The following is a 24,580-nucleotide window of genomic DNA, read 5'->3' on the forward strand; positions in this document are numbered from 1 at the left end:
CACGGCAGAAGGACCGCCCCCTTGACGGCGACACACACCTCCCGCGATGTCTCCTCCCCCGCCCCGGAATCCGGTGCGCCGCCGCGCTGCTCCTTGGGCCAGCAACGCCTCTGGGCGCTCGAGCAGGCCGAGGGCTCGCACACGGCGTACAACGAGCAGATGGCCTACCGCATCGAGGGGAAGCTGGACCGGGCGGTGCTCGCGCGGGCCCTCGACGCCGTGGCCGCGCGGCACGAGACGCTGCGCACCCGGTTCGTCGCGGTGGAGGGCGAGGCACGGCAGGACATCTTGCCGCCCGCGACCGGTTTCGCGCTGCGCACGGAGGATCTGACCGGCCGGGAGGACAGCGAAGAACTGCTCCTCGCCCGGCAGCGCGAGGAGTGCGACACCCCCTTCGACCTCGGCTCCGGGCCGCTCGTCCGGGGACGGCTCCTCACGCTCGCGCCGGACCGCCACGCCCTGCTGCTGACGGCCCATCACTCCGTCTACGACGGCAGGTCGATGGTGCTCATGCTGACGGAGTTGAGCACCGTGTACGCCGCCCTGCTGCGCGGCGGTCCCGACCCCGTACCGCCGCTGCCCGCGCAGTTCGCCGACCACGCCGCGCGCCAGCACGCGTGGGTCGAGGGCGAGGAGGCCGCCGCGCAGGCCGCCTACTGGCGGGAGCAGTTGGCGGGCGCCCCGGCGCTGCTCGCGCTCCCGACCGACCGGCCGCGTCCGCTGCGCCAGGACCACACGGGCGGCCGGGTCCCGGTCCGCCTCTCCCCCGAGCTGACGGCCGCGCTGCGCGGGGCCGCCCACGCGGAGCGGGGCACGCTGTTCACCGCGCTCCTCACCGGCTGGCACATCCTCCTCGGTCTGCTCTCCGGGGAGTCCGACACCGTTGTCGGGATCCCGGTCGCGGGCCGGCGCAGGCCGGAGGACGCCCGGCTGATCGGCTTCTTCGTCAACTCCCTGGCCATCCGCGCCGAGTTGTCCGGCGACCCGACCGGAGCCGAGGCGCTCGGCCGGGTCCGCGCGGCGCTGCGCGGCGGGCTCGACCATCAGGACCTGCCCTTCGAGCGGGTGGTGGGCGCGGTGAATCCGCGCCGCGACCTGTCCCACACTCCGCTGTTCCAGACGATGCTCGCGTGGGGAACGACCCGGTGGGGCTGGCTCGAACTGCCCGGAGCCCGGGTCGAGCCCCTCGACATCCCGTACGCCGCCGCGAAGTTCGACCTCACGCTGTCGCTGCACGAGGAGGACGGCGGCGTCGCCGGGCACCTCGACTACGCCCGCGCGCTATTCGACCACGCCACGGTGGAGCGGTTCGCCCGCTATCTCACCCGCGTGCTGGAGCAGCTGGCCGAGCACCCCGAGCGCGAGATCACCGGGTACGCGCTGCTCGACGCAGACGAGCGCGCCGGGCTCCTGGCGGAGGGGCGGGGACGGGTCACCTCGGGCCCGGTCGTGGGACCCGTCGAGCGCTTCGCCGAGCAGGTACGTCTGCGGCCCGACGAGCCGGCGCTGGTCTGCGGCGCCACCCGCCTGAGCTACGCCGAACTGGACCGGCGGGCCAACCGGCTCGCGCACGCCCTGCGCGCCCGGGGCGTGCGGGCCGGGCAGGTCGTCGGCCTGCACTGCGGCCGCACGGCGGAGTTGATCGTCGGCATCTGGGGCGTCCTGAAGGCCGGCGCCGCATATCTGCCGCTGGACCCCGGCCAGCCCCACGGGAGGCTCCGGGCCATCGTCGAGGAGGCCGAACCCGCCCTGGTGCTCGGCGATGTGGCGGACCCGCCGGGGCCGTGGCCCGACCTGGCCGAGGTGGCGGCGGAGGCGGACCGCGAGGACGCGCCCGGGGAGCAGCCTTCGCCGTCGCAGCTCGCCTACGTGATCTACACCTCGGGCTCGACCGGACGCCCCAAGGGCGTGGCCGCGACCCACGGCAACATCGCCAATCTGCTGGAGAACTGGCTCGCCGCCTACGGCGCCCTGCCCGGCGAGCCGTCGTCGGCGTGGGCCAGCATCGGCTTCGACGCCTCCGTGCACGAACTGTTCCTTCCGCCGACCACCGGCGGCGTGCTGCACCTCGTGCCCGACGAACGGCGGGGCGACCCCGAGGCGCTGCTCGACTGGATGCGCGAGCACCGGATCGCGCACGCGTGGCTGCCCGCCTCGTACATCACCTGGATCGACGAGGACCCGGGCGCCCGCCTCGCGGGTCTCTCGCTGCGCCAACTGGCCACCGGCGCCGAGCCGTTGCCGGAGCGGTCGCTGTGGCGACTGCGCGAGGCCCTGCCGGGTCTGCGCGTCTGCTACGTCTACGGGCCGACCGAGACCACCGTCTACAGCATCACCCACAACGAGCCGCGGGACCTGGACCGGCGCAGCCCCATCGGACGGCCGGTCGACAACACCCGTATCTATCTCCTTGACCGGCGGCGCGAGCTGGTGCCGCCCGGCGTCGTCGGCGAGGTGTACATCGGCGGTGCCGGCGTCACGCAGGGCTATCTCAACCGGCCCGACCTGACCCGGGAGCGCTACCCCGACGACCCGTTCGTACCCGGCGAGCGGGTCTACCGGACGGGCGACCTGGCACGCCGACTGCCCGACGGGAACTACGAGTTCGTGGGCCGCGCCGACGACCAGGTCAAGCTGCGCGGGTTCCGCATCGAGCCCGGCGAGGTCGCGGCGGCCCTGCGGGAGCTGCCCGGCGTCCAGGAGGCCGCGGTCCTCGCCGACCGGGACGAGGCCGGCGAGCTGTGCCTGGTGGCGGGTATCGGCCGGGGCGAGGCCCCGGAGTCCACCCCCGCGCAGTGGCGCGCCGCCCTCGCCGAGCGGCTGCCGGACTACATGATTCCGGCGCTCTTCGCCGAGTTCCCGCGGCTCCCGCTGAACCGCAGCGGGAAGCTGGACCGCGAGGCGGTCATCGACCGCGCCCGTGCGTCGCGCTCCGACCAGGTCAACACCCTCGCGCCGCGCGACCGGGTCGAGATGGCGCTGTACCGGATCTGGCGGCAGGTGCTCGTGCACCGCGACATCGGCATCACCGACGACTTCTTCGCGGTGGGCGGTACCTCGCTGTCGGCCATCAAGGTGGCGCATCTGATCCGGGAGGAGTTCGGCCAGGCGCTCGCGACCCGCGACGTCCTGCGGTACCCCACCGTGGAACGGCTCGCCGCGCGGCTGCGCGGGCAGGCACCGGTGGCGCCCGACGACGGCCTCGTGGAGTTCCGGGCGGGCCGGGACGGACAGCGGGTGATCTGTGTCCACCCGGCGGGCGGCACCGCGTTCTGCTATCTCCCGCTGTCCGGAGCCCTGCCGGACGGGATCCGCGTGCAGGGGATCCAGGCGCAAGGCATCGATCCGGGCGAGGAGCCGCTGCGCTCGGTGGAGGCGATGGCGGAGCACTACCTGACGCTGCTGCGGCCGGAGCCGGACGAGTCCCTGGTGATCTGCGGCCTCTCCTTCGGCGGGCTCGTCGCGCACGAGATGGGGCGACGGCTCGCGCTGGCCGGGCATCGCGGGGTGTCCGTGGTGCTCCTCGACACGCACGGGACGGACGACCCGGCGGAACGGGAGCGGTTCGCACCGGTCGACTTCGCCGAGTTCCGCGACAAGCTGGTCCGCTTCAACGGCATGTACCCCGGGATCGACGACGCGCAGATCGACCGGTACTTCCGGATCTACAACCACAACAGGGAGGCCGCCCGCGACTACGTGCCGGGTTCCTCGGCCGCCCCGCTGCTCCTCGTACAGGCCGCGGAGGCGGAGGTCGCCGAGGGCGGCGACCCCGTGGCGGCGGGTGAGGCGCTACGGCGGTTCTGGCGTGAGCGCGCCGACGCCGGCCTCACCGTGGAGATGGTCGACGGCGGCCACTGGGACGTCCTGGAGGGCGAGCGAATACCTCGGATCGCCGGACTGATAGCGGAGCGGCTCACCCGGCCCGCCGCCACGGCCGTCACCGCGGCGGCCACCACATCCGCAGCCACCACAACCACAACCACCACAACTGCGGCCGTCACCACCGTTACCGCCACCACCGAGGACTGATGCGCACCTCATCCCGTTCCGCCGGCCTGGCCCAGGCGGTGCACGAACAGAGCCTGCGGACCCCCGGGTCACCTGCCGTCAGCGACGGCGACCGGACGCTGAGCCACGCCACGCTCGACGCCTCGGCCGCCGCCGTCGCGGCCGCTCTGCGCGCACGCGGGGTAGGTCCCGGCGACGCCGTCGCCGTGGGGCTGCCCCGGTCCTGGCAGCTCGTCTGCGTCATGCTGGGCGTGCTCCGGCTCGGCGCACAAGTCGTCCCCGCCGACCGGCTGAGCCCCGCCGACCGGCTCGCGCACATCCTCGGCGACTCCGGCGCCCGGCTCCTGGTACATGACGCGCATGACGTGTACGACAGCGCCTTCTCGTCCGGCCTGCCCGACGGGGTGACCGCGCTGCCGGTCGACACCCTGCTCGACGCGCCGGTCCACACCGCGGACGGGCCCCCGCCCGCGACGCCCGCACCGGTCTCCTTCGTCTTCTACACCTCGGGCACCACCGGCCGCCCCAAGGGCGTGGAGGTACGCGACGCCGGCATCATGCGCCTGGCCGACCCGGGCTTCCTCCCGGAGTCGGCGGGCGCCCGCTTCGCCTGTCTGTCGAACCCGGCCTTCGACGCGCTGAGCTTCGAGGTGTGGGCGCCGCTGCTTACCGGTGGCTGCTGCGTCGTCATCGGCGACGAGGACGTGCAGTCCCCGGAGCGGCTCGCCGCCGTGCTGCGGCGGGAGCGGGTCCACAGCGCCTTCGTCACCACGGCGCTGTTCAACGCCGTGGTGGACACCGAGCCCGGCTGCTTCTCCGGGCTGACGGAGCTGCTGGTCGGCGGTGAGCAGCTCAACGCGCCGCTCGTCCGGCGCTGGTACCGCCACAACGCCGGCAGCAGCACCCGGGTCCACAACATCTACGGCCCCACCGAGTGCACGACGTTCGCGCTGCACCACCCGATCCCGCGGGACTTCGAAGCCGCCGTCGTACCGCTCGGCCGTCCGCTGCCCGGGACCGGCGTGGCCCTGCGCGCGCCGGGCACCACCCGTCCCGCCGCCCTCGGCGAGGAAGCCGAACTGCTCCTCTCCGGCGCCGGTCTGGCCGCCGGGTACCGCAACCTGCCCGAGGAGACCGCCCGCCGCTTCGTGACCCTGCCCGACGACGACGGCACGGCCACCGCGTACTACCGCACCGGCGACCTGGTACGGCTCTCGGCCGACGGCGACCTCACCTACGTCGGCCGCGCCGACCGGCAGGTCAAGGTCCGCGGCTTCCGCATCGAGCCCGGCGAGGTGGAGCGGCACATCGCCGAGCACCCGTCCGTACGGCAGGTCCACGTGTGCGCCCGCCGCGACGAGAACGGCGGACCGGCGGAGCTGCTCGCCCACCTCGTCGCCGAACCCGACCTGAGCTGGGCCGAGTTCGAGGAGCACTTGGCCGCCGGCCTGCCCGGCTACATGCGCCCGCACCACCTCTACCGCGTCCCCGCGCTGCCGCTCACCGCCAACGGCAAGGTCGACGAGGCGGCCCTTCGCGCGGGCGGCGCCGCTCCGTGGCGGCCCGAGGCCGTCAGCCACCCGACGGCCACCGGCCCGGAGCCGGTGGACGAAGCGCTACGTGTGGTCCTCGACCTCGCGGGCGAGATCCTGGGCTTGGCGGGGCTCCGGCCCGGCGACCGTTGGATCGCGTGCGGCGGCGACTCCCTGAAGGCGCTGCGCCTGCGCTACGGGATCCGGCGCCGCCTGGACTGCGAGGTGCCCGCGCACCGCGTACTCCACGGCGACCTCGCCGAGGTCGCTGAAGCGGTGCGCGAAGCACGTCGTGACGAAGCTCCCGCCGCCCTGCCGGAGGCCGTCGCGGCCAGCGAACTGTCCGGACCGGCCACCGGCGAGCAGGAACGCCTGTGGTTCCTTCAGCAGCGGTCCCCGGACTCCCGGGCCTACGACGTCCGGCTGGCCTTCGCCCTCACGGGCCCGGTGTCCGAGGACGCCCTGCGCACGGCGCTCTCCGCGCTGGTCGCCCGACACCCGGCGCTGCGCACCGCGTTCGCGGCCACCGCCGACGGGCTGCGGCAGCAGGTGGGCGAGCCCTACGACCCGTGGGAGGAAGCGGCGCCGGGTGCGGCAGGGGACGCGGCGGGAGAAACCGCTGGGCAACGCGATCCGCACGACGTCTTCTTCGCCGTGCCGTTCGACCTGTCCCGCCCCAGGATGCTGCGCGCGTGCTGGCTGCCGTCCCGGGACGGCGGCACGCTGCTGCTGCACCTGCACCACATCGCCGTGGACGGCTGGTCGGTCAACGTGCTGCTGCGCGACCTGTCCACCGGGTACGCCGCGGCCGTCACCGGCGACGCGGTGCAGACACGGTCCGTCGAAACACCCACGCCCGTGGACTTCGCCGACTGGCAGCACCGTTGGCACGCCGGCCCCGCGTACGCGGCGCAGCGCGACGAGCTGTCGGCCCTGTACGCCGCCGACGCCGCGAGCACCTCCGGAGCGCAGCCGCTGCCGCTGCCCCGCCCCGGCCACGACGCCACGGGCCGGCTGCTGTGCGACGCGCTCGACGGAGCCGACCGCACCGCACTTGACCGGCTCTGCGGTGAGTTCGGGCTGACGCGCTTCGAGCTGCTGGCCGCTGTCTATGCCTGGGCGCTGTACGGCGTGACCGGCCTGACCCGGCTGCGCGTCGCGGCGCCGGTCGCGCACCGGCCCGTGCGGGAGTTCGCGGACAGCGTCGGCATGTTCGCCAACACCGTGCTCCTCCCGATGTCCGTGGACCCGAGGGCGACCGTGCGGGACGAGGTGGCCCGAACCGCCGCCTCCATACGGCAGTTGATGGAGCGTCAGGACGTGGCGCTCACGGACGCCCTGGCCGCACGCTCGCACAGCGCAGCGGACGCCTCGCCGTTCGACTTCCTCCTCGTACTGGAGAACACCGACTACGACTCCCTCGCGCTGCCGGGATGCGCCGTTCGTCCGCTGTGGCCGGTCCCCGCCGAGGCCAAGTGCCCGGTGGCCCTGACGGTCGTCGACCGCCCCGGCGGCCTGGAATGTCTCTGGGAGTACGCCGACGACCGCCTGGACGCCGATCAGGCCGCCGCCCTGGCCGGTCTCTTCCGGCACGGTCTGACCGCGCTGGCCCGGGCCTCGGACACCACGCCGGCGGAGCTGGCCGCGCCCTACCGCGCCACGCTGCCCGAGCCGGGCCGCGGCACGCCCGCCGAACCGGGCCGGGGCACGCCCGCCGAACCGCCGTGGACGACGGTCGCCGAAGGCTTCGCCCGGCAGGCTGCCCGCACCCCATCGGCTCCGGCGCTGCGGACGGGGACAGGCACCGTCACCTACGCGGCACTCGACGGGTACGCCGCCGCGCTCGCGGCGGAACTGGCCGCGCTGCCGCAGCCGCCCGACGCGGCCGCGCAGAGCCACGTCGCGCTGTTCCTTGAACCCTCCGTCGAGCACGTGGTGGCGCTCCTCGCGCTGGCCCGGCTGAACGTAACGGCGGTGCCGCTCGATCCCTCGTACCCGCCCGCGCTGCTGCGCCAAGTCCTCGATCAGACCGCCCCGTTGTGCGTGCTGCTGCCGCCCGGCGACGGTACGGAGTTCGACCCGGTGGACCCGGGCGGCGTGCCCCGCCTGCACGTCACGCTGTCCGACGCGGAGCCCGGCCCCGCCATCCACGGACTGCCGCTCCCCGCGCACCGGGGCGCCCGGCCCCTGTACACCCTCTTCACCTCCGGCTCGACGGGCCGACCCAAGGGCGTGCGGGTCTTCGACCGCACGCTGTGCAACCTGCTGCACTGGCAGGCCCGTTCGGGCGGTCTGGGTGCCCCCGCGCTGACCCAGCAGTTCTCCATGCTCTCCTTCGACGTCTCCTTCCAGGAGATCTTCGCGACCCTGTGCACCGGCGGCTGTCTGCGGCTGATCGACCCCGACCTGCGGCGGGACGTCCCCGCGCTCCTCGACCGCCTCGACGCGGACGGCGTCGAACGGATCTTCCTGCCGTACGTGGCCCTGCAGTTGCTCGCCGAGCACGCCGTGCACCTGGGCCGCTACCCCTCGCGGCTGCGCGAGGTCGTGACCGCGGGCGAGCAGTTGGTCTGCACCGACGCCGTACGGCGGTGGTTCGCCGGCCTGCCCGGCTCACGGCTGTTCAACCACTACGGCCCGACCGAGACCCACGTCGTCAGCGCCCTGTGCCTGGACGGCGACCCGGCCGACTGGCCGGACCGCCCGGCGATCGGCCACCCGGTGAGCGGCGCGGTGCTGCGCGTCGTCGACGAGGCGGACCTCCCGATGCCGCCCGGCTGCGCCGGTGAACTCCTCATCGGCGGCGTGCTGGACGAGCCCTGCTATCTGGGCGAGACGCCACTGAACCGGGACCGGTTCGTCCGGCTGCCCGGCGACGGCCTCTTCTACCGCAGCGGCGACCGGGCCCGCTTCGACCACGCGGGGCTGCTGCACTGCCTCGGCCGCGCGGACGAGCAGATCAAACTCAGCGGCCACCGGCTCGAACTGGGCCAGGTCGAGGCCGCGCTGCTGCGGCACGACGCCGTCCTCGGCGCCGTCGTGGCCGTCGACGGGTCCGCGCTGGTCGCCTGCCTCCAGTGCCGAGGGGACGCACCGGCACCGGCGGAGCTGCGGGAGCACCTGGCCGGGCTGCTTCCCGGGCACGTCCGCGTCGAGCGCTTCCGGCTGCTCGAACGGCTGCCGCGCACCCCGAGCGGCAAGCTCGACCGCGATGCCGCGCTGCGCGCGCCTGGCCGCGACCTCGCCGACGGCCCCGGCCAGGCCGCCGCGTCGCCGACGTCCGCGAGGGAGGCCCAACTCACCGCCGTCTTCGAGGAGGTGACCGGGGTGCCCATCGCGCCGGACCAGACCTACTTCGCGGCGGGCGCCTCCAGTCTCGGCCTGATGCACTTCCAGCTGCGCTGCACCGCCGGCCTCGGGCTCCGCTTCACCGTCGCCGACCTCTTCGAGCACGTCACCCCCAGGGAGCTGGCGGGCTTCCTGGACCGTACGGATCCGGCGGCGGCCACGTCATGGCCGGCCGGCTCCCCCGCGGCGGCGGACAACGGTGTCGCGGTCGTCGGAATGGCCGTCCGCGCACCCGGCGCACCGGACCTCGCGGCCTTCTGGGACCTGGTGGAATCCGGGCGGAGCGGCATCGAGTACTTCGACGCGCCCGACGGCCTGGTCGGCGCGCGCAGCCAACTGGACGGGCTGCTCTCCTTCGACCCCGCACGGTTCGGCATCAGCCGTCAGGAAGCCCGGCTGATGGACCCCCAGCAGCGCCACCTGCTCATGACCTGCGTCGAGGCGCTCGCCCACGCGGGCATCGCGGACCCCGGCGCCGTACGGACCGGCCTGATCGCGGGCGCGGGCGAGAACACCTACTTCCGGGCGATGCTCCGCGAGAGCGGTCCGGATGCGCTGCCCGACGACTTCCAGCTGGCCCTCCACCACGAGAAGGACTTCCTCGCCACCAAGGCCGCCTTCCATCTCGGGCTCACAGGGCCCGCGTTCACCAGCCAGACGGCGTGCTCCAGTTCGCTCGTCGCCGTGCACCTCGCGGCGTCCCTGCTGCGGCAGGGCGACGCCGACGTGATGCTCGCGGGCGGCGTCCTTGTCGACCCGGAACTGACCGGCGGCTACCGCTACCGGCCTCAGCACATCTTCTCCGCCGACGGCCACTGCCGGCCCTTCAGCGACGACGCGGGCGGCACCGTCGGGGGCAGCGGTGCCGCGGTGCTCGTACTCAAGCCGCTCGACCGCGCGCGCCGCGACGGCGACACCGTCTACGCGGTGCTCAGCGGCTCGGCGGTGAACAACGACGGGGCGGCCAAGCTCAGTTACAGCGCCCCCTCGATCGCGGGGCAACGGGCCGTCATCCGCGGCGCGCTGGCCCGCAGCGGCCGTACGGGCGCCGATGTGGCGTACGTCGAGGCGCACGGCACCGGCACCCGGCTCGGCGACCCGGTGGAGGCCGGCGCGCTGCGCCAGGCCCTCGGGGTGGACGAGCCGGACCGCTGCGCCCTCAGCTCGGTGAAGAGTCAGATCGGCCACCTGGGCGCGGCCGCGGGCGCCGTGGGCCTGATCAGGGCCGTGCTCGCGGTCCACCACGGCCGGATACCGCCGACCCGCGACTTCCGCGCGCTCAACCCGGAGATCGGCCCCGACCCAGCGCCCTTCTACATACCGACGCGGGCGCTTCCCTGGCCGGCGGGCCGGGACCGGGTCGCCGCGGTGAGCAGCTTCGGCATCGGCGGCACCAACGCGCACGTGATCGTGGAAGCGCCGGCCCCCGGGACGATGGCGGGGGAAGCGTCCGACACGGTGCCGCTCGTCGTGCTCTCCGGCGTCAGCGAGGCCCAACTCGCCGCGGACGCCGCGCGTATCGCCACCCATCTGACACGGCACCCCGACAGCTACGCCCGCACCCTGCGGCACCTTCAGGCGGGCAGGCCACAGGGGGCACTGCGGGCGGCCGCTGTCTGCCGGGACGCGGCGAAGGCGGTGGCCTGGCTGCGCACGGCGGCCACGGCCGCGTCACGCCCCGAGCCCGTCCCCGGGCCCGCCCTGGAGACCCGCGGCCGTGCGGCGGCCGACCTGGCCGCCGCCTGGCTGGCGGGTCGCACGCTCGCCTGGCCGGACGGCCCGGCGCAGCCGCCGTGGGACTTCCCCGCCCCGGCGTTCGACCTCGCCGACTACGACTTCCCCCGCACGGCCGCCCGGCCCGCGCCGCCGCGGCCGGCCGGCGAAGAAGCCGGGCCCGACGCCGTGGCGGTGCCGGAGCAGCTGCCGGAGCGGCTGCCGGAGACCGACTGGCTGCACCAGCCGCAGTGGACGCGGCTGCGGAGAGCCGCGACGGACGCCGCGGAGCCGTGTGCGCGAACCCTGGTCGTCGTCGCTGACGGCCCGCCGGACGGCGCGGCCCCCGCCGAACTCGCCGCGGGCCACCGCCGCGTGGTGTGGATCAGGGCGGCGGAACACTTCGACCGCCGGGACCAGGATCGGTTCGAGGCCGACCCGGCCGACCCCGGGCAGCTGCGGCGCGTCATGCGGGTGCTCGCGGAGGAGGGCTGCACGGAGGTCGACTGGCTGCACACGCTGCCGCTCGGCATCGACGGCCCCGTCGGCGACAAGGCGCTCGACCGGGCGGTCTGGGCCTGCCTGGACACCCCCGCCGCCGTGACCCGCGCCCTCCAGGGAGCGCCGCGTGAGCTGACCGTACGACCGTGGTGGCTGTCGTGCGGAGCACGGCCGGTGCACGGCACGGTCAGCCGCCCGGAAGCGGCGCTGCTCGCCGGTGTCACCGAGGTCGCGCCGCAGGAGGGCGCTCCGGACGGGCACTGGGTGGACGTCGTGGACCCGGACGGCTGGGCCCCGCACCTGTCCGCGCTGCTTGCCGCGTCGGCCGCCGCGCCGCCGCCGCGCCATCTGGCGCTGCGCGCGGGCTACTGGTGGGAACAGGTGACGCTGCCCCTGCGCGGGGCGGCTCCGGCAGCCGGGGACGCGGCGGGCGCGGCGGCTCCGGCGGGCGGCGACCACGTGGTCCTCGGCGGTACCGGCGGCCTCGGCACCGGCATGGCGGCCTGGCTCCTGGAGCACACCGAGGGGCGGGTGCTGCTGCTGTCCCGACGGCCCCGGCTGCCCGAGGAGCTGGCCCGCTGGGCGGACCGCGTCGAGCTCGTCGAGGCGGACCTCGCCCTCACGCCGCCGAAGGAGGTGGCGGCCCTGATCGCCGCCCGTACGGCGGCGCTGGCGTCCGTGGTGCATGCCGCCGGGGTGGCGGCGGGCGGTCTGCTGTCCCGCCGTGAGGCGGGTTCCGCGCACCTGGCCCACGCCGCCAAGGTGCGCGGCGCCCTGCTGGTGGAACTCCTCGTCGAGCAGTTCCGGCCGGACGTAGCGGTCTACTGCTCCTCGATGTCGGCGCAGCTCGGCGGCGTCGGCCAGTACGACTACGCGGCGGCCAACGCCCTGCTCGCCGCCTTCGCGCAGTACGGGGGCGCCGGGACGGAGCAGACCGCGCGGATCGGCATCGACTGGGACGTGTGGCGGGAGACCGGCATGGCCCTGCGCGCGCCGCAGGGCGACAGCCGGCACCGGGCACACCTCGGGGTGGGCCTGACCGTGGCCGAGGGCCTGCGCACCTTCGCGCGGGCGCTCGAACTCAGGCTGCCGCATGTGCTCGTGTCCACCACCGACCTCGCCAGGTCGCGCGCCTTCTACGCGGGACCGGTGCCCGGCGCTCCGCGCCCCGCAGCACCCGTCGAGAGCCTCGCCGAGGAGCCCGGCGAGCTGGTGGCCCGGTGGGCGCGGGCCGCGCTGGACGTCGACGACCTCGCCCCCGACGCGTCGCTGTACGACCTGGGCGCCGACTCGCTGACTCTCCTCGACCTCATCGAGAAGATCGACCGGCACTACGGCGTGGAACTGGACCTGGCCTCCTTCGGCCACCGGGCCGGCCTCGCCGAGATCCTGGAGCTGCTGGCCGAGCAACGGGGCGGACCTACGGGGGCGCACTCGGACCCGGACGCGGACGAGGACGGGGTCACGCTGGAGGTGTGGCAGGAGGGCACCGGCGCCGACGTGGTGTGCCTGGTCCACCCGGTCGGCGGGGACATCCAGTCCTACCGTCCCCTGGTCGCCGCCCTCGATCCGCGGCTGACCGTCGCCCTGATCGCCGACCCCGGCCTGCGGCAGGCGGACCCTCCCGGGTGGACGCTGCGCGATCGCGCCCGGCGGTACGCGTCGGCGCTGCGGGCCCGCTTCCCGCAGACCACGTGGCGCTGGCACCTGGCGGGCTGGTCCTTCGGAGCCTGGGTGGCCGCCGACATGGCGGCCGAAGCCGAGACGGCCGGGTCCCCGGCCCGCTCGCTGCACCTGGTCGACCCGCCGCCGCCCGGCAGCGGCCCGGTCTTCGAGGAGTACGACGACACGCAGCTGAGCACGGTGTTCGCCGCCGAACTCGGGCTATGTGAAGGCGAGTTGGCGGGTCGTCAGGCCCGCGCGTACGCCGACCGGCTCGCCCGGTGCTGCCGCGCCAACCTGCGCAGCTTGGCCACCCATCAGGTGCCCGCGATCAACTCCACCGCCACCCAGCTGTGGCAGGCCGGGGAGCCGCTCGCCGGGCTGCCTGCGCTCGGCAGTCCGGCGGAGCAGCGTGCCCGGTGGCATGCCCACCTGCCAACGACGCTGGAGTGGCGCGTGCTGGCCACGGACCACTACGGCGTCGTCCGGCCGCCGCACGCCGGGGCGGTGGCGGAGGCGATCAACGCCGCGAGCGAGGACGCGCCGCCACGCCCCTGACAACCCGTCACCCATGAGGGCCCACCCCGCCCCAACTTTCCGTACACACCCCGAACCGCCGCACCCCAGGAGGACGCTGTGGAGCAGTACGAGCTGGATGCCCTCGAAGCCGTCACGACCAGGCCGCCGAGGGACTACCGGGAGATCACCGTGGCTCCCCTGACCCCTCTCACCGGCGCCGAGGTCTCCGGTGTGGACCTCGGCCGGCTGACCGACACGCAGCTGTCCGAGGTCAAGACGGCCTTCCTCGACCACCACGTGCTGGTCTTCCGCGACCAGGAGATCACCGTCGAGGAGCACAAGCGCTTCGCCGGCCACTTCGGCGAGCTGCGCCCGGTCAATCCGCCGCCGCCGGAGGGCGACCCGTACGTCCTGGAGATCAAGACCGGCGCGGCGGCGGCGAACGTCGCCGGGAACGCCTGGCACGCGGACGGCACCGCGGACGCCGAGCCCTCCCTCGGCTCGATGCTCTACATCACCGAGACGCCGGAGGGCGGCAGCGGTGGCGACACGCTGTTCGCCAACATGCACCTGGCCTACGAGATGCTCTCCCCCACCTGGCGCGGCCTCCTCGACGGCCTGACCGCCGTCCACGACGGACTGCAGAGCTTCCGCGGCTACAGCGTGCCGGCGAACTACGAGGTCCCGGTCAACGAGCACCCGCTCGTGGTCCGGCACCCCGAGACCGACCGCCCGATCCTCTATGTGAACCAGGCCTACACCTCGCGCATCCCACAGCTGTCGCAGGACGAGAGCCGTGCGGTGCTCGACATGCTCTTCGCCCTCGTCACCCAGCGCCCGCTGCTCACCTGCCGCGTCCGCTGGACCCCGAACACCCTGGTCTTCTGGGACAACCGGTGCGTCCAGCACCACGCGACGTACGACTACTACCCGCGGACCCGCTACGGCCGACGCGTCGCGATCAACGGAGGTCCGCTGAAGGGCTGACCCGTGCTCTCCCCCGTTGGAGTAGCACCGCACCTCTGTTCGGGTCGCATCCGGCGACACGGCGCCGACGTCTCGTGACTCCCGCAGGGACGCGGGGAAACGTGTGCGGCGGCCCGCCGGTGAGGGCCGTGCCGATCCGGCGCGGCCTCTCATCGGTGCGCCCGTCCACCCGACCTCGTCCCCACGGGAGAACTTCGATGGCCCCCCATACCTTCCGCTCGCTGCGCCTCATGACCTCGGCGATCCTGGCGGCCCCGTTGCTCGTCGCGCTGCCCGGCGCGAGCCTGGCAGCGGCGCAGGCCCCGTCGGCCTGCGGCGGTACCCGCGACGCCTACGTGGGCAGCACCTACCGCGGCACCACCAGGACGACAGGAACCCTGACGCCCCTCCACCAGGAAGGCGTCACCCCGCCCCGTCTCGATACGCCCCTCGCGCCGCTCAAGGCCGCCCCGCGCGTCACCGCCGAGGCCCAGCTCGAGGTCAAGTTCACCAAGGACGCCAAGGGCGGCTACTGGGCGAGCACCACAACGGACGGAAAGGTCAAGAGCAGAAGCGCGTACACGCTCGACCTCCGGCCCTCGCCCAAGGTCGAATTCAACGCCAAGATGCACGAGCCCGTGCTCCACGAGGCCTGGGGCAACGTCAAGGGCGAGTTCAAGCACATCGACAAGCTCGACTCGGTCGGCAAGTACCGCTACGGCTTCGAGCTCGCAGCCAAGAACTGCGCGGCCGGCAGCCAGGCTCCGAAAACCCTGACGTCCTCGGAGGACAACGGCTTCGGGCTCCGCACCACGACGACCCTCACCCGCCAGAACTGACGCCACCGCCCGCGCCGTGGCCGGCCGCGCCTCAGCCGGCCACGGTGATCCGGACCCCGAGGTCGCCCATGACCGACAACTCCCCCGCGGGCGCCTCGGAGTCGGTGATCAGGGTGTGCACGTCGCTCGTCGGGCAGATCTTGGCGAAGGTGGTCCTGCCGATCTTGGAGTGGTCGGCGACCACGACGGTCCGGCTGCCGTGGAAGGCGAAGGCGCGGTCGGTGGCGGCCTCCAACTGGTCGTGCGTGGTACAGCCGTGGGCGGCGCTGATGCCGTCCACGCCGAGGAAGGCGATGTCGGTGTGGTGGTCGGCGAGGGTCTTCTCGGCGATGGGACCGACCAGTTCGTAGCTCTGGCTGCGGGCGGTGCCGCCGATGACGATGAGGGTGACGGTGGGGCGGAGCACCAGGTTCGCCGCGATGTTGACGGCGTTGGTGACGATCGTGACCGGCCCCCGGTCGGCGAGGATGCGGGCCACTTCCGTGGTGGTGGTGCCGCCGGTCAGACCGACCACGGCCCCCTCGGGCACGAGAGCGGCGGCGGCTCTCGCGATGGCCCGCTTCTGCGGGGAGCGCTGGTCCGCGCGGTGCTGGAGCGGCACTTCGATGCTCAGCCCGCTGGGGAGCGCCCCGCCGTGCGTACGGTCGAGCAGCCGCTGCTCGCTCAGGTGCCGCAGATCGCGCCGCACCGTGGCCTGTGAGACGCCGAGCAGCCGCGCGAGCTGCGTCACGTCGGCGCTGCCGTGCACGGCGACGTGGTCGAGTATCCGCGCGTGGCGGTCGCTTCTGAGCACGCGGTGAGCATAGCCGTGACGAGCACGTTCGCTCACGGTTCGCGCACAGAACACGCGTACCGATGCGCGGGTCCACGGCAGTTCAGTCAAAACCGATCCCTTGACATGGCTGAACGCGCTCGATTTACTCCCTGGCAACGCCGGTGTCGAGCACTCGGCGCAGAGGTACGCCCAGCCGGTAGGTGGCCCCCGCCACAAGCCCGGACTGAGTCGCCAGGGCCCTTCGCGGGTTCCGAGGCGGGGACGTGCCCTCCACAGCTGGAGCTCACCGATGAGCCTCAATCGTGTTGTGCGCAGGTGTATGACGGCGGCCGCGGTCCTCTCGGCCACCGCGGCGGCCTGCCTGCTCGCCCCCTCCACCGCCTCGGCAGGACCGCCCGCCGTCCGACTGCCGTCGCCGCATGCCGGGTTCGACTACCAGATAGGCGGCGCCTACACCCCGCCCGCCGGGGTGAAGACCGTCAGCCGTGACCGCGGCGCCGCCCCCGCCCGCGGCCTGTACAACCTCTGCTACGTCAACGCCTTCCAGGCGCAGCCCGGCGCGGAGAAGGAGTGGGACTCCGACCTGCTGCTGCGGGACGCGAACGGCGAGGTCGTCTACGACGGCGACTGGGGCGAGGCCGTCCTCGACATCCGTACCGCGGGCAAGCGCAAGCGGATCGCCGCCAAGGTCAACGGGTGGATCGACTCCTGTGCCGACAAGGGCTTCCAGGCCGTCGAGCCCGACAACTACGACACCTACACCCGTTTCCCCGAGCACCTGAAGGCGAGCCAGGCCAAGGCCTTCATCTCGCTCCTGTCCGCGCACGCCCACGACAAGGGCCTTGCCATCGCGCAGAAGAACACGCCGGAGCTTGCCGCCGACCGCAAGCAGACCGGACTGGACTTCGCCGTCGCCGAGGAGTGCGGACAGTGGGACGAGTGCGGGAAGTACACGGCGGCGTTCGGCGATCGTGTCCTGGTCGTCGAGTACTCGGCCGATGGCCTGCGCAAGGCCTGTGCCGGCTGGGGTGAGCGGCTGAGCATCGTCCGCCGTGACGTCGGGGTCTCGCCCGTCGGCAGCAGCGGATACCTCCGCCGGACCTGCTGAAAGACGGGCTCTGAGCGGGACGCCGGGTTCCGGACACCCGGAACCCGGCGCTCCACGCCCGCGGCTCCTTCCCGCTCCCGCTTGACCTCATCTGTTCCCCGCCACCGGCCCGACGCGGGCGCCCCACCTGGAGGTAGTGATGACAGCAGTCCCCCGAGCGCCCGGCCCACCGTCGCGGCGCGGTGTGCTGCGCGCCGGCGGCGCCGGTGCGCTCGCGGTGGCCGGTGGCGCCCTGACCGGCTGCGGCGCGGGCACCGCCGACGGGGTCGGCACCGACGGCCGCGTCACGATCCAGATGTGGCACGGCCAGAACGACACCGCCGCGAAGGTCATCAAAAGCCTGGCCGCCGAGTTCGAGCGCACCCACCCGGAGATCCGCGTGGACATGGGCGGCGGCGTGCTGGCCGACGCCATGCTGCAGAAGATCACCGCCGCGCTCGCCTCCGGCGCCTACCCCGACATCGCGTACGTCTTCGGCTCCGACCTCGCGAGCGTGGCCCGTAGTCCGCAGGTGGTCGACCTGACCGAGCACGTGCGGCAGGGCCCTACGCCGTGGCGCAACTACCACGCGCCGGCCCGCGAGGCCGTCACCGTCAACGGCCGGGTCCGCGCGATGCCCGCCCTCCTCGACGCCCTCGCCGTGGTCTGCAACAAGAAGGTGTTCGCCGAGGCCGGGGTCGACCTGCCCGAGGCGGGCTGGACCTGGCGGGAGTTCACCGACACCGCGCGCCGCCTCACCGACGCGGCCGAGGGACGGTTCGGCACCGGCTGGCCCGGCACCGGCGACGAGGACACCGTGTGGCGGCTGTGGCCGCTGATCTGGGACCTGGGCGGCGACGTCATCGCCGGGGACGGGCGGAGCATCGGCTTCCAGCAGCAGGGCGTGCGCGCCCTGGAGGTCGTCCAGGACCTGGTGCGCGACGAAAGCGTCTACATCGACCCCAAGCCGGGCAGCGAGCAGATGTACCAGGTCTTCCTCTCCGGCCGGATGGGCATGGTGGCGACCGCCCCCTGGCAGCTGCCGGACATCGGACAGGCGAAGGTCGACTACCACGTCGTGCCCCTGCCGAGCTTCAGCCGCCGGCCCATCACCATCTCCGGGCCCGACACCTGGACGCTGTTCGACAACGGCGAGGCCCGCGTGCGGGCCGCGCGCACCTTCGTCACGTGGCTGGCCCAGCCCGCCCAGGACAGCCGGTGGGACACGGAAGCGGGCAGCCTGCCGCTCAGCCGGCGCAGCGAGGACCGCCCGGCCTGGCGCGAGCACGCCACCCGTACGCGCGGCCTGTCCGTGTTCACCGAGGCGGTCACCTCGGCGCGCGTACGCCCCGTGCACCCGGCCTACCCGCGCGTCTCGCGCGCCCTGGGACAAGCCATCGTCGCCGTGCTGCTCGGCCGCAAGAGCCCCGCCGACGCGGTGCGCTCCTGTGCCGAGGAGTCCAACGCCGCCCTGCTGATACCGCGTTGAGGACCTGACATGCCCCGACTTCCCACCCCGCTGACCCTGCCGCAGCACCCGCCGGAGCCGCGCGCCCTGCGCCGCCGGCGCCGCAGGGAGGCGGCCACCGCCTGGGCGTTCGTCTCGCCCGCCGTGCTCGTCATCCTCGGCCTGAGCGTGCTGCCGGTGATCTGGTCGCTGCTGCTGTCCTTCCAGGCCAACGACCTCGTCACGCCCAGCCGTTGGGTGGGCCTCGACAACTACCACGCACTGCGCCAGGACCCGAACTTCCACCAGGCCGTGCGGAACACCGTCCTCTACACGGTTCTGTACGTGCCGTTGAGCATCGCCATCGGGCTCGCCCTTGCCCTCGTGCTCAACCGGCGCATCCGCTTCGTCGGGCTCTACCGGACGCTGTTCTTCATCCCCTTCGTCATCTCCGCCACCGCGCAGGGCGTGCTGTTCTCCTTCATCCTCGACCCGGAGTTCGGCGCGGCCAACTCCCTCCTGCACCGCCTGGGCATCTCGCCGCAGGGCTTCCTCACCGACCCCTCGCAGGCGCTTGGCATCCTGGTCGTCATCACCCTGTGGAGCGGTACGGGGCTGTGCACCGTCATCTACCTCGCGGCGCTGCAGGACGTCGACCACTCCCTGGTGGAGGCGGCGCGTCTGGACGGCGCGGGCCGGGCGCAGATCCTGCGGCACGTGACACTGCCCGCGCTCACACCGGTCAGCGTGTTCCTGCTGCTCTGGCAGACCATCCAGTCCCTGCAGGTCTTCGACCTCGTCTACGTGACCACCAAGGGCGGGCCCCTCGGCTCGACCACCGTGATCGTCTACTTCATCTGGGAGCAGGCCTTCAAGGAGTTCACCGCCGGGTACGGAGCGGCCGCCGCCTATGTCCTCGCCCTGGCGCTGATGGCCGTGGCCGTGCTGCTGCGCGTGGTCCGCCGCGAGCGCACCCCTCGTACGAAAGCAGCCGCCTCATGACCGCGACCACGACCGAGCCGTCCCGGGTCACCTCCCGTCCGACGGCGGTGCCGAGCGCCCGGCGCCACGTCCGGCTCCCGTTCAGCGCCTGGCACCTGCTGCTCGCGCCGCTGGCCGCGCTGTTCGCGGTGCCGCTGGTGTGGCTGCTGCTCAGTTCGCTGATGAGCAACGCCGAGATCAACCGCTTCCCGCCGGCGCTCTGGCCCTCCAAGATCGACCTCGGCGGGTACGGCTACGTCCTCGGCAACGCCATGTTCCCTCGCTGGCTGCTGAACTCGCTGATCGTCTCCGCGGTCGCCGTCACCTCCAACCTGGTGTTCGGCGTGCTCGGCGGCTACGCGTTCGCCCGGATGCGGTTCGCCGGGTCGCGGCTGCTGCTCGTGCTGATGCTGGCGACGATGGCGATCCCGTTCCAGCTCACGATGATCCCGACCTTCCTGGTCATGAAGAAGCTCGGGCTCATCGACACGCTCGGCGCGCTCATCGTGCCCGCGCTCGTCACACCGTTCGCGGTGTTCCTGCTGCGGCAGTTCTTCCTGTCCCTGCCCAGGGAGCTGGAGGAGGCCGCCTGGATCGACGGCTGCTCCCGGCTGCGGGTCATCGTCTCCATCGTCCTGCCCCTCGCCCGCCCCGCGCTCGCCACGGTCGCCGTGCTGACCTTCCTGACCACGTGGAACGACCTGAGCTGGCCGCTGATCGCCATCAACCACGACACCCAGTACACGCTGCAACTCGGCCTGACCACCTTCCAGGGGCAGCACCACACCCGCTGGTCCGCGGTGATGGCGGGCAACGTCCTGACGGTCCTGCCGGTGCTCGTCGCGTTCCTCTTCGCCCAGAAGGCCTTCATCCGCTCCGTCACCTCCAGCGGCCTCAAGGGCTGACCACCCGCCGCCCGCACCCGTTCAAAGGACCGCGATGCCCACCGCGTACGACCTGCTCGTCATCGGGGACGCCAACCCCGATGTCGTCCTCGGCCCGCTCACCGAACCGCTCGCCTTCGGCCAGCGCGAACAGCTCACCCCATCCGGCTCCCTCGTCATCGGCGGATCCGCCGCGATCATGGCCTGTGGCGCCGCGCGCCTCGGCCTGCGCGTGGCCTTCGCGGGGCGCGTCGGCGACGACGACGCCGGCCGCTACATACGCGACGCCCTCACCGCCCACGGTGTCGACACCCGGGCCCTGTCCCTCGACCCCGACCGTGCGACTCCGCTGACCGTCGTCCTCACCCGCGGCGACGACCGGGCCATCCTCACCGCGCCCGGCACCCTCACCGCGACCTGCGGCCGTGACGTCCCGGCCGACCTGCTGGCCGCCAGCCGGCACGTCCACGCGGCCTCGTATTTCCTGCAGCCCAAGCTCGCCGAGGATCTGCCGGAACTGCTGCGCACCGCCCGGGCGCACGGCGCCACGACGTCCCTCGACACCCAGGACGACCCGTCGGGGCGCTGGGACGGGGCCGCCCTCGACGCGGTCCTCGCGGAGACCGGCATCCTGCTGCCCAACGCCCGGGAAGCGATGCGCCTCGCGGGGTGCGAGGACTCCCCCGAGGCGGCCGCCGCGCGCCTCGCCGCGCGCGTCCCCCTCGTGGTCGTCAAGAACGGCCCCCAGGGCGCCCTGTGCCACGACGGCCGCACGCTGATCAGCGCGGACAGCATCCCGGTGACGCCCGTCGACGCGGTCGGCGCCGGAGACAGCTTCGACGCCGGATTCATCGCCGCCACGCTCCGGCACCAGCCCCCGCACCAGGCCCTGCGGTTCGCGGCCGTGTGCGGAGCTCTGTCCACGCGGGCCCACGGAGGCACCGCCGCCCAGCCCACCTGGGACGAAGCCCTCACCCACGCCATCTCTCGCACCGGAGCACACGCATCATGACCCAGCCCAAGATCGTCTTCATCGGCGCCGGAAGCGTCGTCTTCACCCAGGGGCTGCTCGCGGACCTCTTCGCCTTCCCCGAGCTGAAGAACGCGCACATCGCCCTGCACGACATCGACGCCGAGCGGCTGGCCACCGCCGAGGCCGCGGCCCGCTACATAGCGCGCGAACGGGGCGCCGACGCGCACATCACCGCCCACGCCGACCGCCGCGCATCCCTGGCGGGCGCCGACTTCGTCATCAACATCGTGCAGATCGGCATGGGCGAGTCCACCCGTACCGACTTCGACGTCCCCGCCCGCCACGGGCTGCGGCAGACCATCGGCGACACCCTCGGCATCGGCGGCATCTTCCGCGCCCTGCGCACCTTCCCCTTCCTCAAGCGGCTCGGCGAGGACATCGCCGAACTCTGCCCCGACGCCTGGCTGCTCAACTACACCAACCCGATGGCCATGAACGTCCAGTACCTCACCGAGGCCACCGGCCTGACCAAGGTGGTCGGCCTGTGTCACTCGGTGTACTGGACCATGCAGGACCTGGCCAAGCTCGTGGGCGTCCCCTACGAGGAGGTCACCTACCGGGCCGCAGGAGTCAACCACCAGGCCTGGGTGCTGCGTTTCGAGCACCGGGGCACCGACCTCTACCCCCGCCTCGACGAACTCATCGCGCGGGACGAGCAGTTGAGGCGCCGGGTGCGCGTCGACATGTACCGGCGGCTCGGTTACTACCCGACCGAGACCAGCGAGCACTCCTCGGAGTACGTGCCCTGGTACCTGCACCACGACAGCGAGGTCGACCGGCTGCGCCTCCCCATCGGCGCCTACCTCGGCATCGTCGACGAGAACGTCGCCGAGTACCGCCACACCCGCGACGCCCTCGCCGCCGGGGACCCGCTCACCGTCGAGGGCACCATGGAGTACGCCCCGCAGATCATCCACAGCATGGTCACCGGCACCCCGCGCACGGTGTACGGCAATGTCCCCAACCGCGGCCTGATCGACAACCTCCCGGCCCACGGCGTGGTCGAGGTGCCCTGCCTGGTCGACGCGGCGGGCGTCCAGCCGACCCGCGCCGGAGCCCTGCCGCCGCAACTGGCCGCCCTCAACCGCACGTATCTGAGCATGAACGACCTCGTCGTACGCGCCGCCGTCGACGACGAACCGCGGCACATCCGGCACGCGGCCATGACCGACCCGGCCACCGCCGCCGCCCTGACCGTGGATCAGATCTGGCGCCTCTGCGACGACATGGTCCGCGCCCACGCCGACCTCCTCCAGCCGTCGCTTCGGGCCGCGCTGGCCGACGGCTGACCCGGTTACCCCCTCACCAAGGCGCACCGCACTCCGACCGAGAACAGGAACCGACGCACATGTCCCTCACCAGCCAAGAGATCGCCACGCAGCCGCAGTGCTGGGAGAGCGCGCTCGCCCTGCTCCCCGACGTCGCCGCGGCGCTGCCCGCCAAGGGCGAGCACGTCGCCGTGATCGGCTGCGGCACCTCGCTGTTCATGGCACAGGCCTACGCCCACCTGCGCGAGGAAGCCGGGCACGGGCCCACCGACGCCTTCCCCGCGTCGGCGGCCCGGCTGCACCGGCGCTACGACCGGATCATCGCCCTGACCCGCTCGGGCACCACCACCGAGATCCTCACCGCGCTGGCCGCCGCCGACCCGGCCGCCCGCGTCACCACCATCACCGCGGTGCCCGGCTCCCCGGCCGCCCGCGTCGCCCACGACGTGATCGCGCTGGCGGAGGCCGACGAGCGGTCCGTCGTCCAGACCCGCTACCCGACCACGCAACTGATCCTGCTCCTGGCCCACTTGGGCCACTCCGTCGAACAGGCACGGGCCGACGTCGTCACCGCGCTCGGAGCCCCGCTCGATCCGGAGCTGCTCGGCGCCGAGCAGATCACGTTCCTCGGCGAGGGCTGGCACGCGGGCCTCGCCCACGAGGCCGCCCTGAAGGTACGCGAGGCCGCCGCCCACTGGACGGAGTCCTACCTGGTCCCGGAGTACCGGCACGGGCCCATCGCCGTGGCGGGTCCCGGGCGGGCCGTGTGGAGCCTGTCCCCGCTGCCCGAGGAGCTGGCCGAGCGGATCGAGGCCACGGGTGCCCATCTGCGCCGGCCGGGCCTCGACCCGCTCGCGGAACTCGTGCTCGCCCAGCGCGTGGCCGTGCGGCTCGCCGAGGACGCGGGGCGCGATCCCGACAGCCCCGCCCACCTGAGCCGGTCCGTCGTCCTCGCCTGAGGCCGGACCTCATGACCGGCGGGGGCCGCCCCCCTCTCCCCCGACTCGGCGGTCCCCGCCTCTCCCCCGTGCCCGGCGGGCCGGCTCGTCCGGCCGGCCACCGACCCTGGAACTCAGCCATGCCTCTGGTCACCCCGTACGACATGCTCCACACCACCTCCGCGGCGGTGGGCGCCTTCAACGTCGCCCTCATCGAGCAGCTGGAGGCCATCCTCATCGGAGCCGAGCGCACGCGGCTTCCGGTGATCGTGCAGATCAGCGAGAACGCCGTCGCCCATCACGGCTCCCTGGCTCCTCTCGCGGCAGCGGCCCGTACCGCTCTCGCGGCCTCGTGCGTGCCCGCGGCCCTGCACCTGGACCACGCCACCCGCCCCGAGCTGATCGAGGAGGCGGTCGCCCTCGGCTTCACGTCCGTGATGTACGACGGCGCCGCCCTGCCCTGGCAGGAGAACGTCGCCCACACCCGCCGGATCGCGCGGCACTGCCGGGAGCACGGCGTGTTCCTGGAGGCGGAGCTGGGCGAGATCGGCGGCAAGGACGGCGCGCACGCGCCCGGAGTGCGCACGGACCCCGCCGAGGCCGCCCGGTTCGTGACGGACACCGGCGTGGACGCCCTCGCGGTGGCGGTCGGCACCTCGCACCACATGACGGAACGCACCGCCCGCCTCGACCTGGAACTCGTACGGGAGCTGCGCGCCGCGGTGCCGGTGCCGCTCGTCCTGCACGGTTCGTCGGGCGCCGACGACGCGACCCTGGCCGCGGCGGCGGCCGCCGGTATCCGCAAGATCAACATCTCGACGCATCTCAACGCGGTCTTCACCGAGGCCGTGCGCGGCGTCCTGGACGCCGGTCCTGTCGTCGACCCCCGGCGCTATGTGAGCCGGGGCCGCGAGGCGATGGCCACCGAGGTCGCCCGGCTGCTGGGGCTCTTCGCCTCCGTGGTTCCGGCGGCCGTGCCGTCCTAGGCCCTGTCGTCAAACTCGCGTCGTTCGCCCGGAGGGCGGCCTCGCGGCGTCTGGTGCGTGCGATCGCAAGGCGGAGGGTCATCCCGGTAC

The 24,580-nt window shown here is 73.6% G+C and carries 13 protein-coding genes; 12 read left to right on the forward strand and 1 reads right to left on the reverse strand.

The window, feature by feature from the left end:
- Positions 1-21: 21 nt before the first annotated feature.
- The 4 genes from ACFVYL_RS24440 (at position 22) to ACFVYL_RS24455 (ending at position 15,091) form a co-directional block, all read left to right on the forward strand.
- Complete coding sequence (locus ACFVYL_RS24440) at positions 22-4,032, forward strand: amino acid adenylation domain-containing protein (protein WP_389719429.1); 4,011 nt, start codon at positions 22-24, stop codon at positions 4,030-4,032.
- A complete protein-coding gene (locus ACFVYL_RS24445; RefSeq protein WP_389719430.1) occupies positions 4,032-13,325 on the forward strand; it encodes an amino acid adenylation domain-containing protein in 9,294 nt (3,097 codons plus the stop codon). Before ACFVYL_RS24440 ends, ACFVYL_RS24445 begins: the two co-directional genes overlap by 1 nt.
- A gap of 78 nt (positions 13,326-13,403) precedes the next feature.
- Positions 13,404-14,273, forward strand: a complete 870-nt coding sequence (locus tag ACFVYL_RS24450) for a TauD/TfdA dioxygenase family protein (RefSeq protein WP_389719432.1) — start codon at positions 13,404-13,406, stop codon at positions 14,271-14,273.
- A 197-nt stretch (positions 14,274-14,470) separates the two neighbouring features.
- Positions 14,471-15,091 (forward strand): hypothetical protein, encoded by a 621-nt coding sequence (locus tag ACFVYL_RS24455; RefSeq protein ID WP_389719433.1) that lies wholly within the window; start codon positions 14,471-14,473, stop codon positions 15,089-15,091.
- A gap of 31 nt (positions 15,092-15,122) precedes the next feature.
- On the opposite strand, the gene ACFVYL_RS24460 is transcribed toward ACFVYL_RS24455, so the two are convergent.
- Positions 15,123-15,884 carry a DeoR/GlpR family DNA-binding transcription regulator gene (locus ACFVYL_RS24460; protein ID WP_389719434.1) on the reverse strand — a complete coding sequence of 254 codons (762 nt, stop codon included), beginning with the start codon at positions 15,882-15,884 and terminating at the stop codon, positions 15,123-15,125.
- Positions 15,885-16,185: 301 nt separating this feature from the next.
- On the opposite strand from ACFVYL_RS24460, the gene ACFVYL_RS24465 reads away from it, so the two are divergent.
- The 8 genes from ACFVYL_RS24465 to ACFVYL_RS24500 all read left to right on the forward strand — a co-directional run bounded on the left by ACFVYL_RS24465 (position 16,186) and on the right by ACFVYL_RS24500 (position 24,490).
- Positions 16,186-16,974, forward strand: a complete 789-nt coding sequence (locus ACFVYL_RS24465; protein WP_389719435.1) for an endo alpha-1,4 polygalactosaminidase — start codon at positions 16,186-16,188, stop codon at positions 16,972-16,974.
- A 139-nt stretch (positions 16,975-17,113) separates the two neighbouring features.
- Complete coding sequence (locus tag ACFVYL_RS24470) at positions 17,114-18,442, forward strand: ABC transporter substrate-binding protein (protein WP_389719437.1); 1,329 nt, start codon at positions 17,114-17,116, stop codon at positions 18,440-18,442.
- Between the two features lie 9 nt (positions 18,443-18,451).
- Positions 18,452-19,402: a carbohydrate ABC transporter permease gene (locus tag ACFVYL_RS24475; protein WP_389719439.1), complete on the forward strand. Its 951-nt coding sequence runs from the start codon at positions 18,452-18,454 to the stop codon at positions 19,400-19,402.
- Complete coding sequence (locus tag ACFVYL_RS24480; RefSeq protein WP_389719440.1) at positions 19,399-20,286, forward strand: carbohydrate ABC transporter permease; 888 nt, start codon at positions 19,399-19,401, stop codon at positions 20,284-20,286. The genes ACFVYL_RS24475 and ACFVYL_RS24480 overlap by 4 nt, the downstream gene beginning before the upstream one ends.
- 34 nt (positions 20,287-20,320) lie before the next feature.
- Positions 20,321-21,277 (forward strand): carbohydrate kinase family protein, encoded by a 957-nt coding sequence (locus ACFVYL_RS24485; RefSeq protein WP_389719442.1) that lies wholly within the window; start codon positions 20,321-20,323, stop codon positions 21,275-21,277.
- Positions 21,274-22,587: an alpha-glucosidase/alpha-galactosidase gene (locus ACFVYL_RS24490; protein ID WP_389719443.1), complete on the forward strand. Its 1,314-nt coding sequence runs from the start codon at positions 21,274-21,276 to the stop codon at positions 22,585-22,587. Before ACFVYL_RS24485 ends, ACFVYL_RS24490 begins: the two co-directional genes overlap by 4 nt.
- 59 nt (positions 22,588-22,646) lie before the next feature.
- On the forward strand, positions 22,647-23,525 hold the full coding sequence (locus ACFVYL_RS24495) for an SIS domain-containing protein (protein ID WP_389719444.1): 879 nt from the start codon (positions 22,647-22,649) through the stop codon (positions 23,523-23,525).
- Between the two features lie 119 nt (positions 23,526-23,644).
- Positions 23,645-24,490, forward strand: a complete 846-nt coding sequence (locus ACFVYL_RS24500; protein WP_389719445.1) for a class II fructose-bisphosphate aldolase — start codon at positions 23,645-23,647, stop codon at positions 24,488-24,490.
- Positions 24,491-24,580: the final 90 nt, after the last annotated feature.

This window comes from Streptomyces sp. NPDC058308 (genome assembly GCF_042880275.1).
GTDB lineage: Bacteria > Actinomycetota > Actinomycetes > Streptomycetales > Streptomycetaceae > Streptomyces.

Bases quoted from the DNA above. Each gene is read 5' to 3' on its own strand.
- ACFVYL_RS24475 (WP_389719439.1), top strand. From the start codon at position 18,452: ATGCCCCGACTTCCCACCCCGCTGACCCTGCCGCAGCACCCGCCGGAG.
- ACFVYL_RS24485 (WP_389719442.1), top strand. From the start codon at position 20,321: ATGCCCACCGCGTACGACCTGCTCGTCATCGGGGACGCCAACCCCGAT.
- ACFVYL_RS24470 (WP_389719437.1), top strand. From the start codon at position 17,114: ATGACAGCAGTCCCCCGAGCGCCCGGCCCACCGTCGCGGCGCGGTGTG.
- ACFVYL_RS24455 (WP_389719433.1), top strand. From the start codon at position 14,471: ATGGCCCCCCATACCTTCCGCTCGCTGCGCCTCATGACCTCGGCGATC.
- ACFVYL_RS24445 (WP_389719430.1), top strand. From the start codon at position 4,032: ATGCGCACCTCATCCCGTTCCGCCGGCCTGGCCCAGGCGGTGCACGAA.
- ACFVYL_RS24480 (WP_389719440.1), top strand. From the start codon at position 19,399: ATGACCGCGACCACGACCGAGCCGTCCCGGGTCACCTCCCGTCCGACG.
- ACFVYL_RS24465 (WP_389719435.1), top strand. From the start codon at position 16,186: ATGACGGCGGCCGCGGTCCTCTCGGCCACCGCGGCGGCCTGCCTGCTC.
- ACFVYL_RS24490 (WP_389719443.1), top strand. From the start codon at position 21,274: ATGACCCAGCCCAAGATCGTCTTCATCGGCGCCGGAAGCGTCGTCTTC.
- ACFVYL_RS24500 (WP_389719445.1), top strand. From the start codon at position 23,645: ATGCCTCTGGTCACCCCGTACGACATGCTCCACACCACCTCCGCGGCG.
- ACFVYL_RS24495 (WP_389719444.1), top strand. From the start codon at position 22,647: ATGTCCCTCACCAGCCAAGAGATCGCCACGCAGCCGCAGTGCTGGGAG.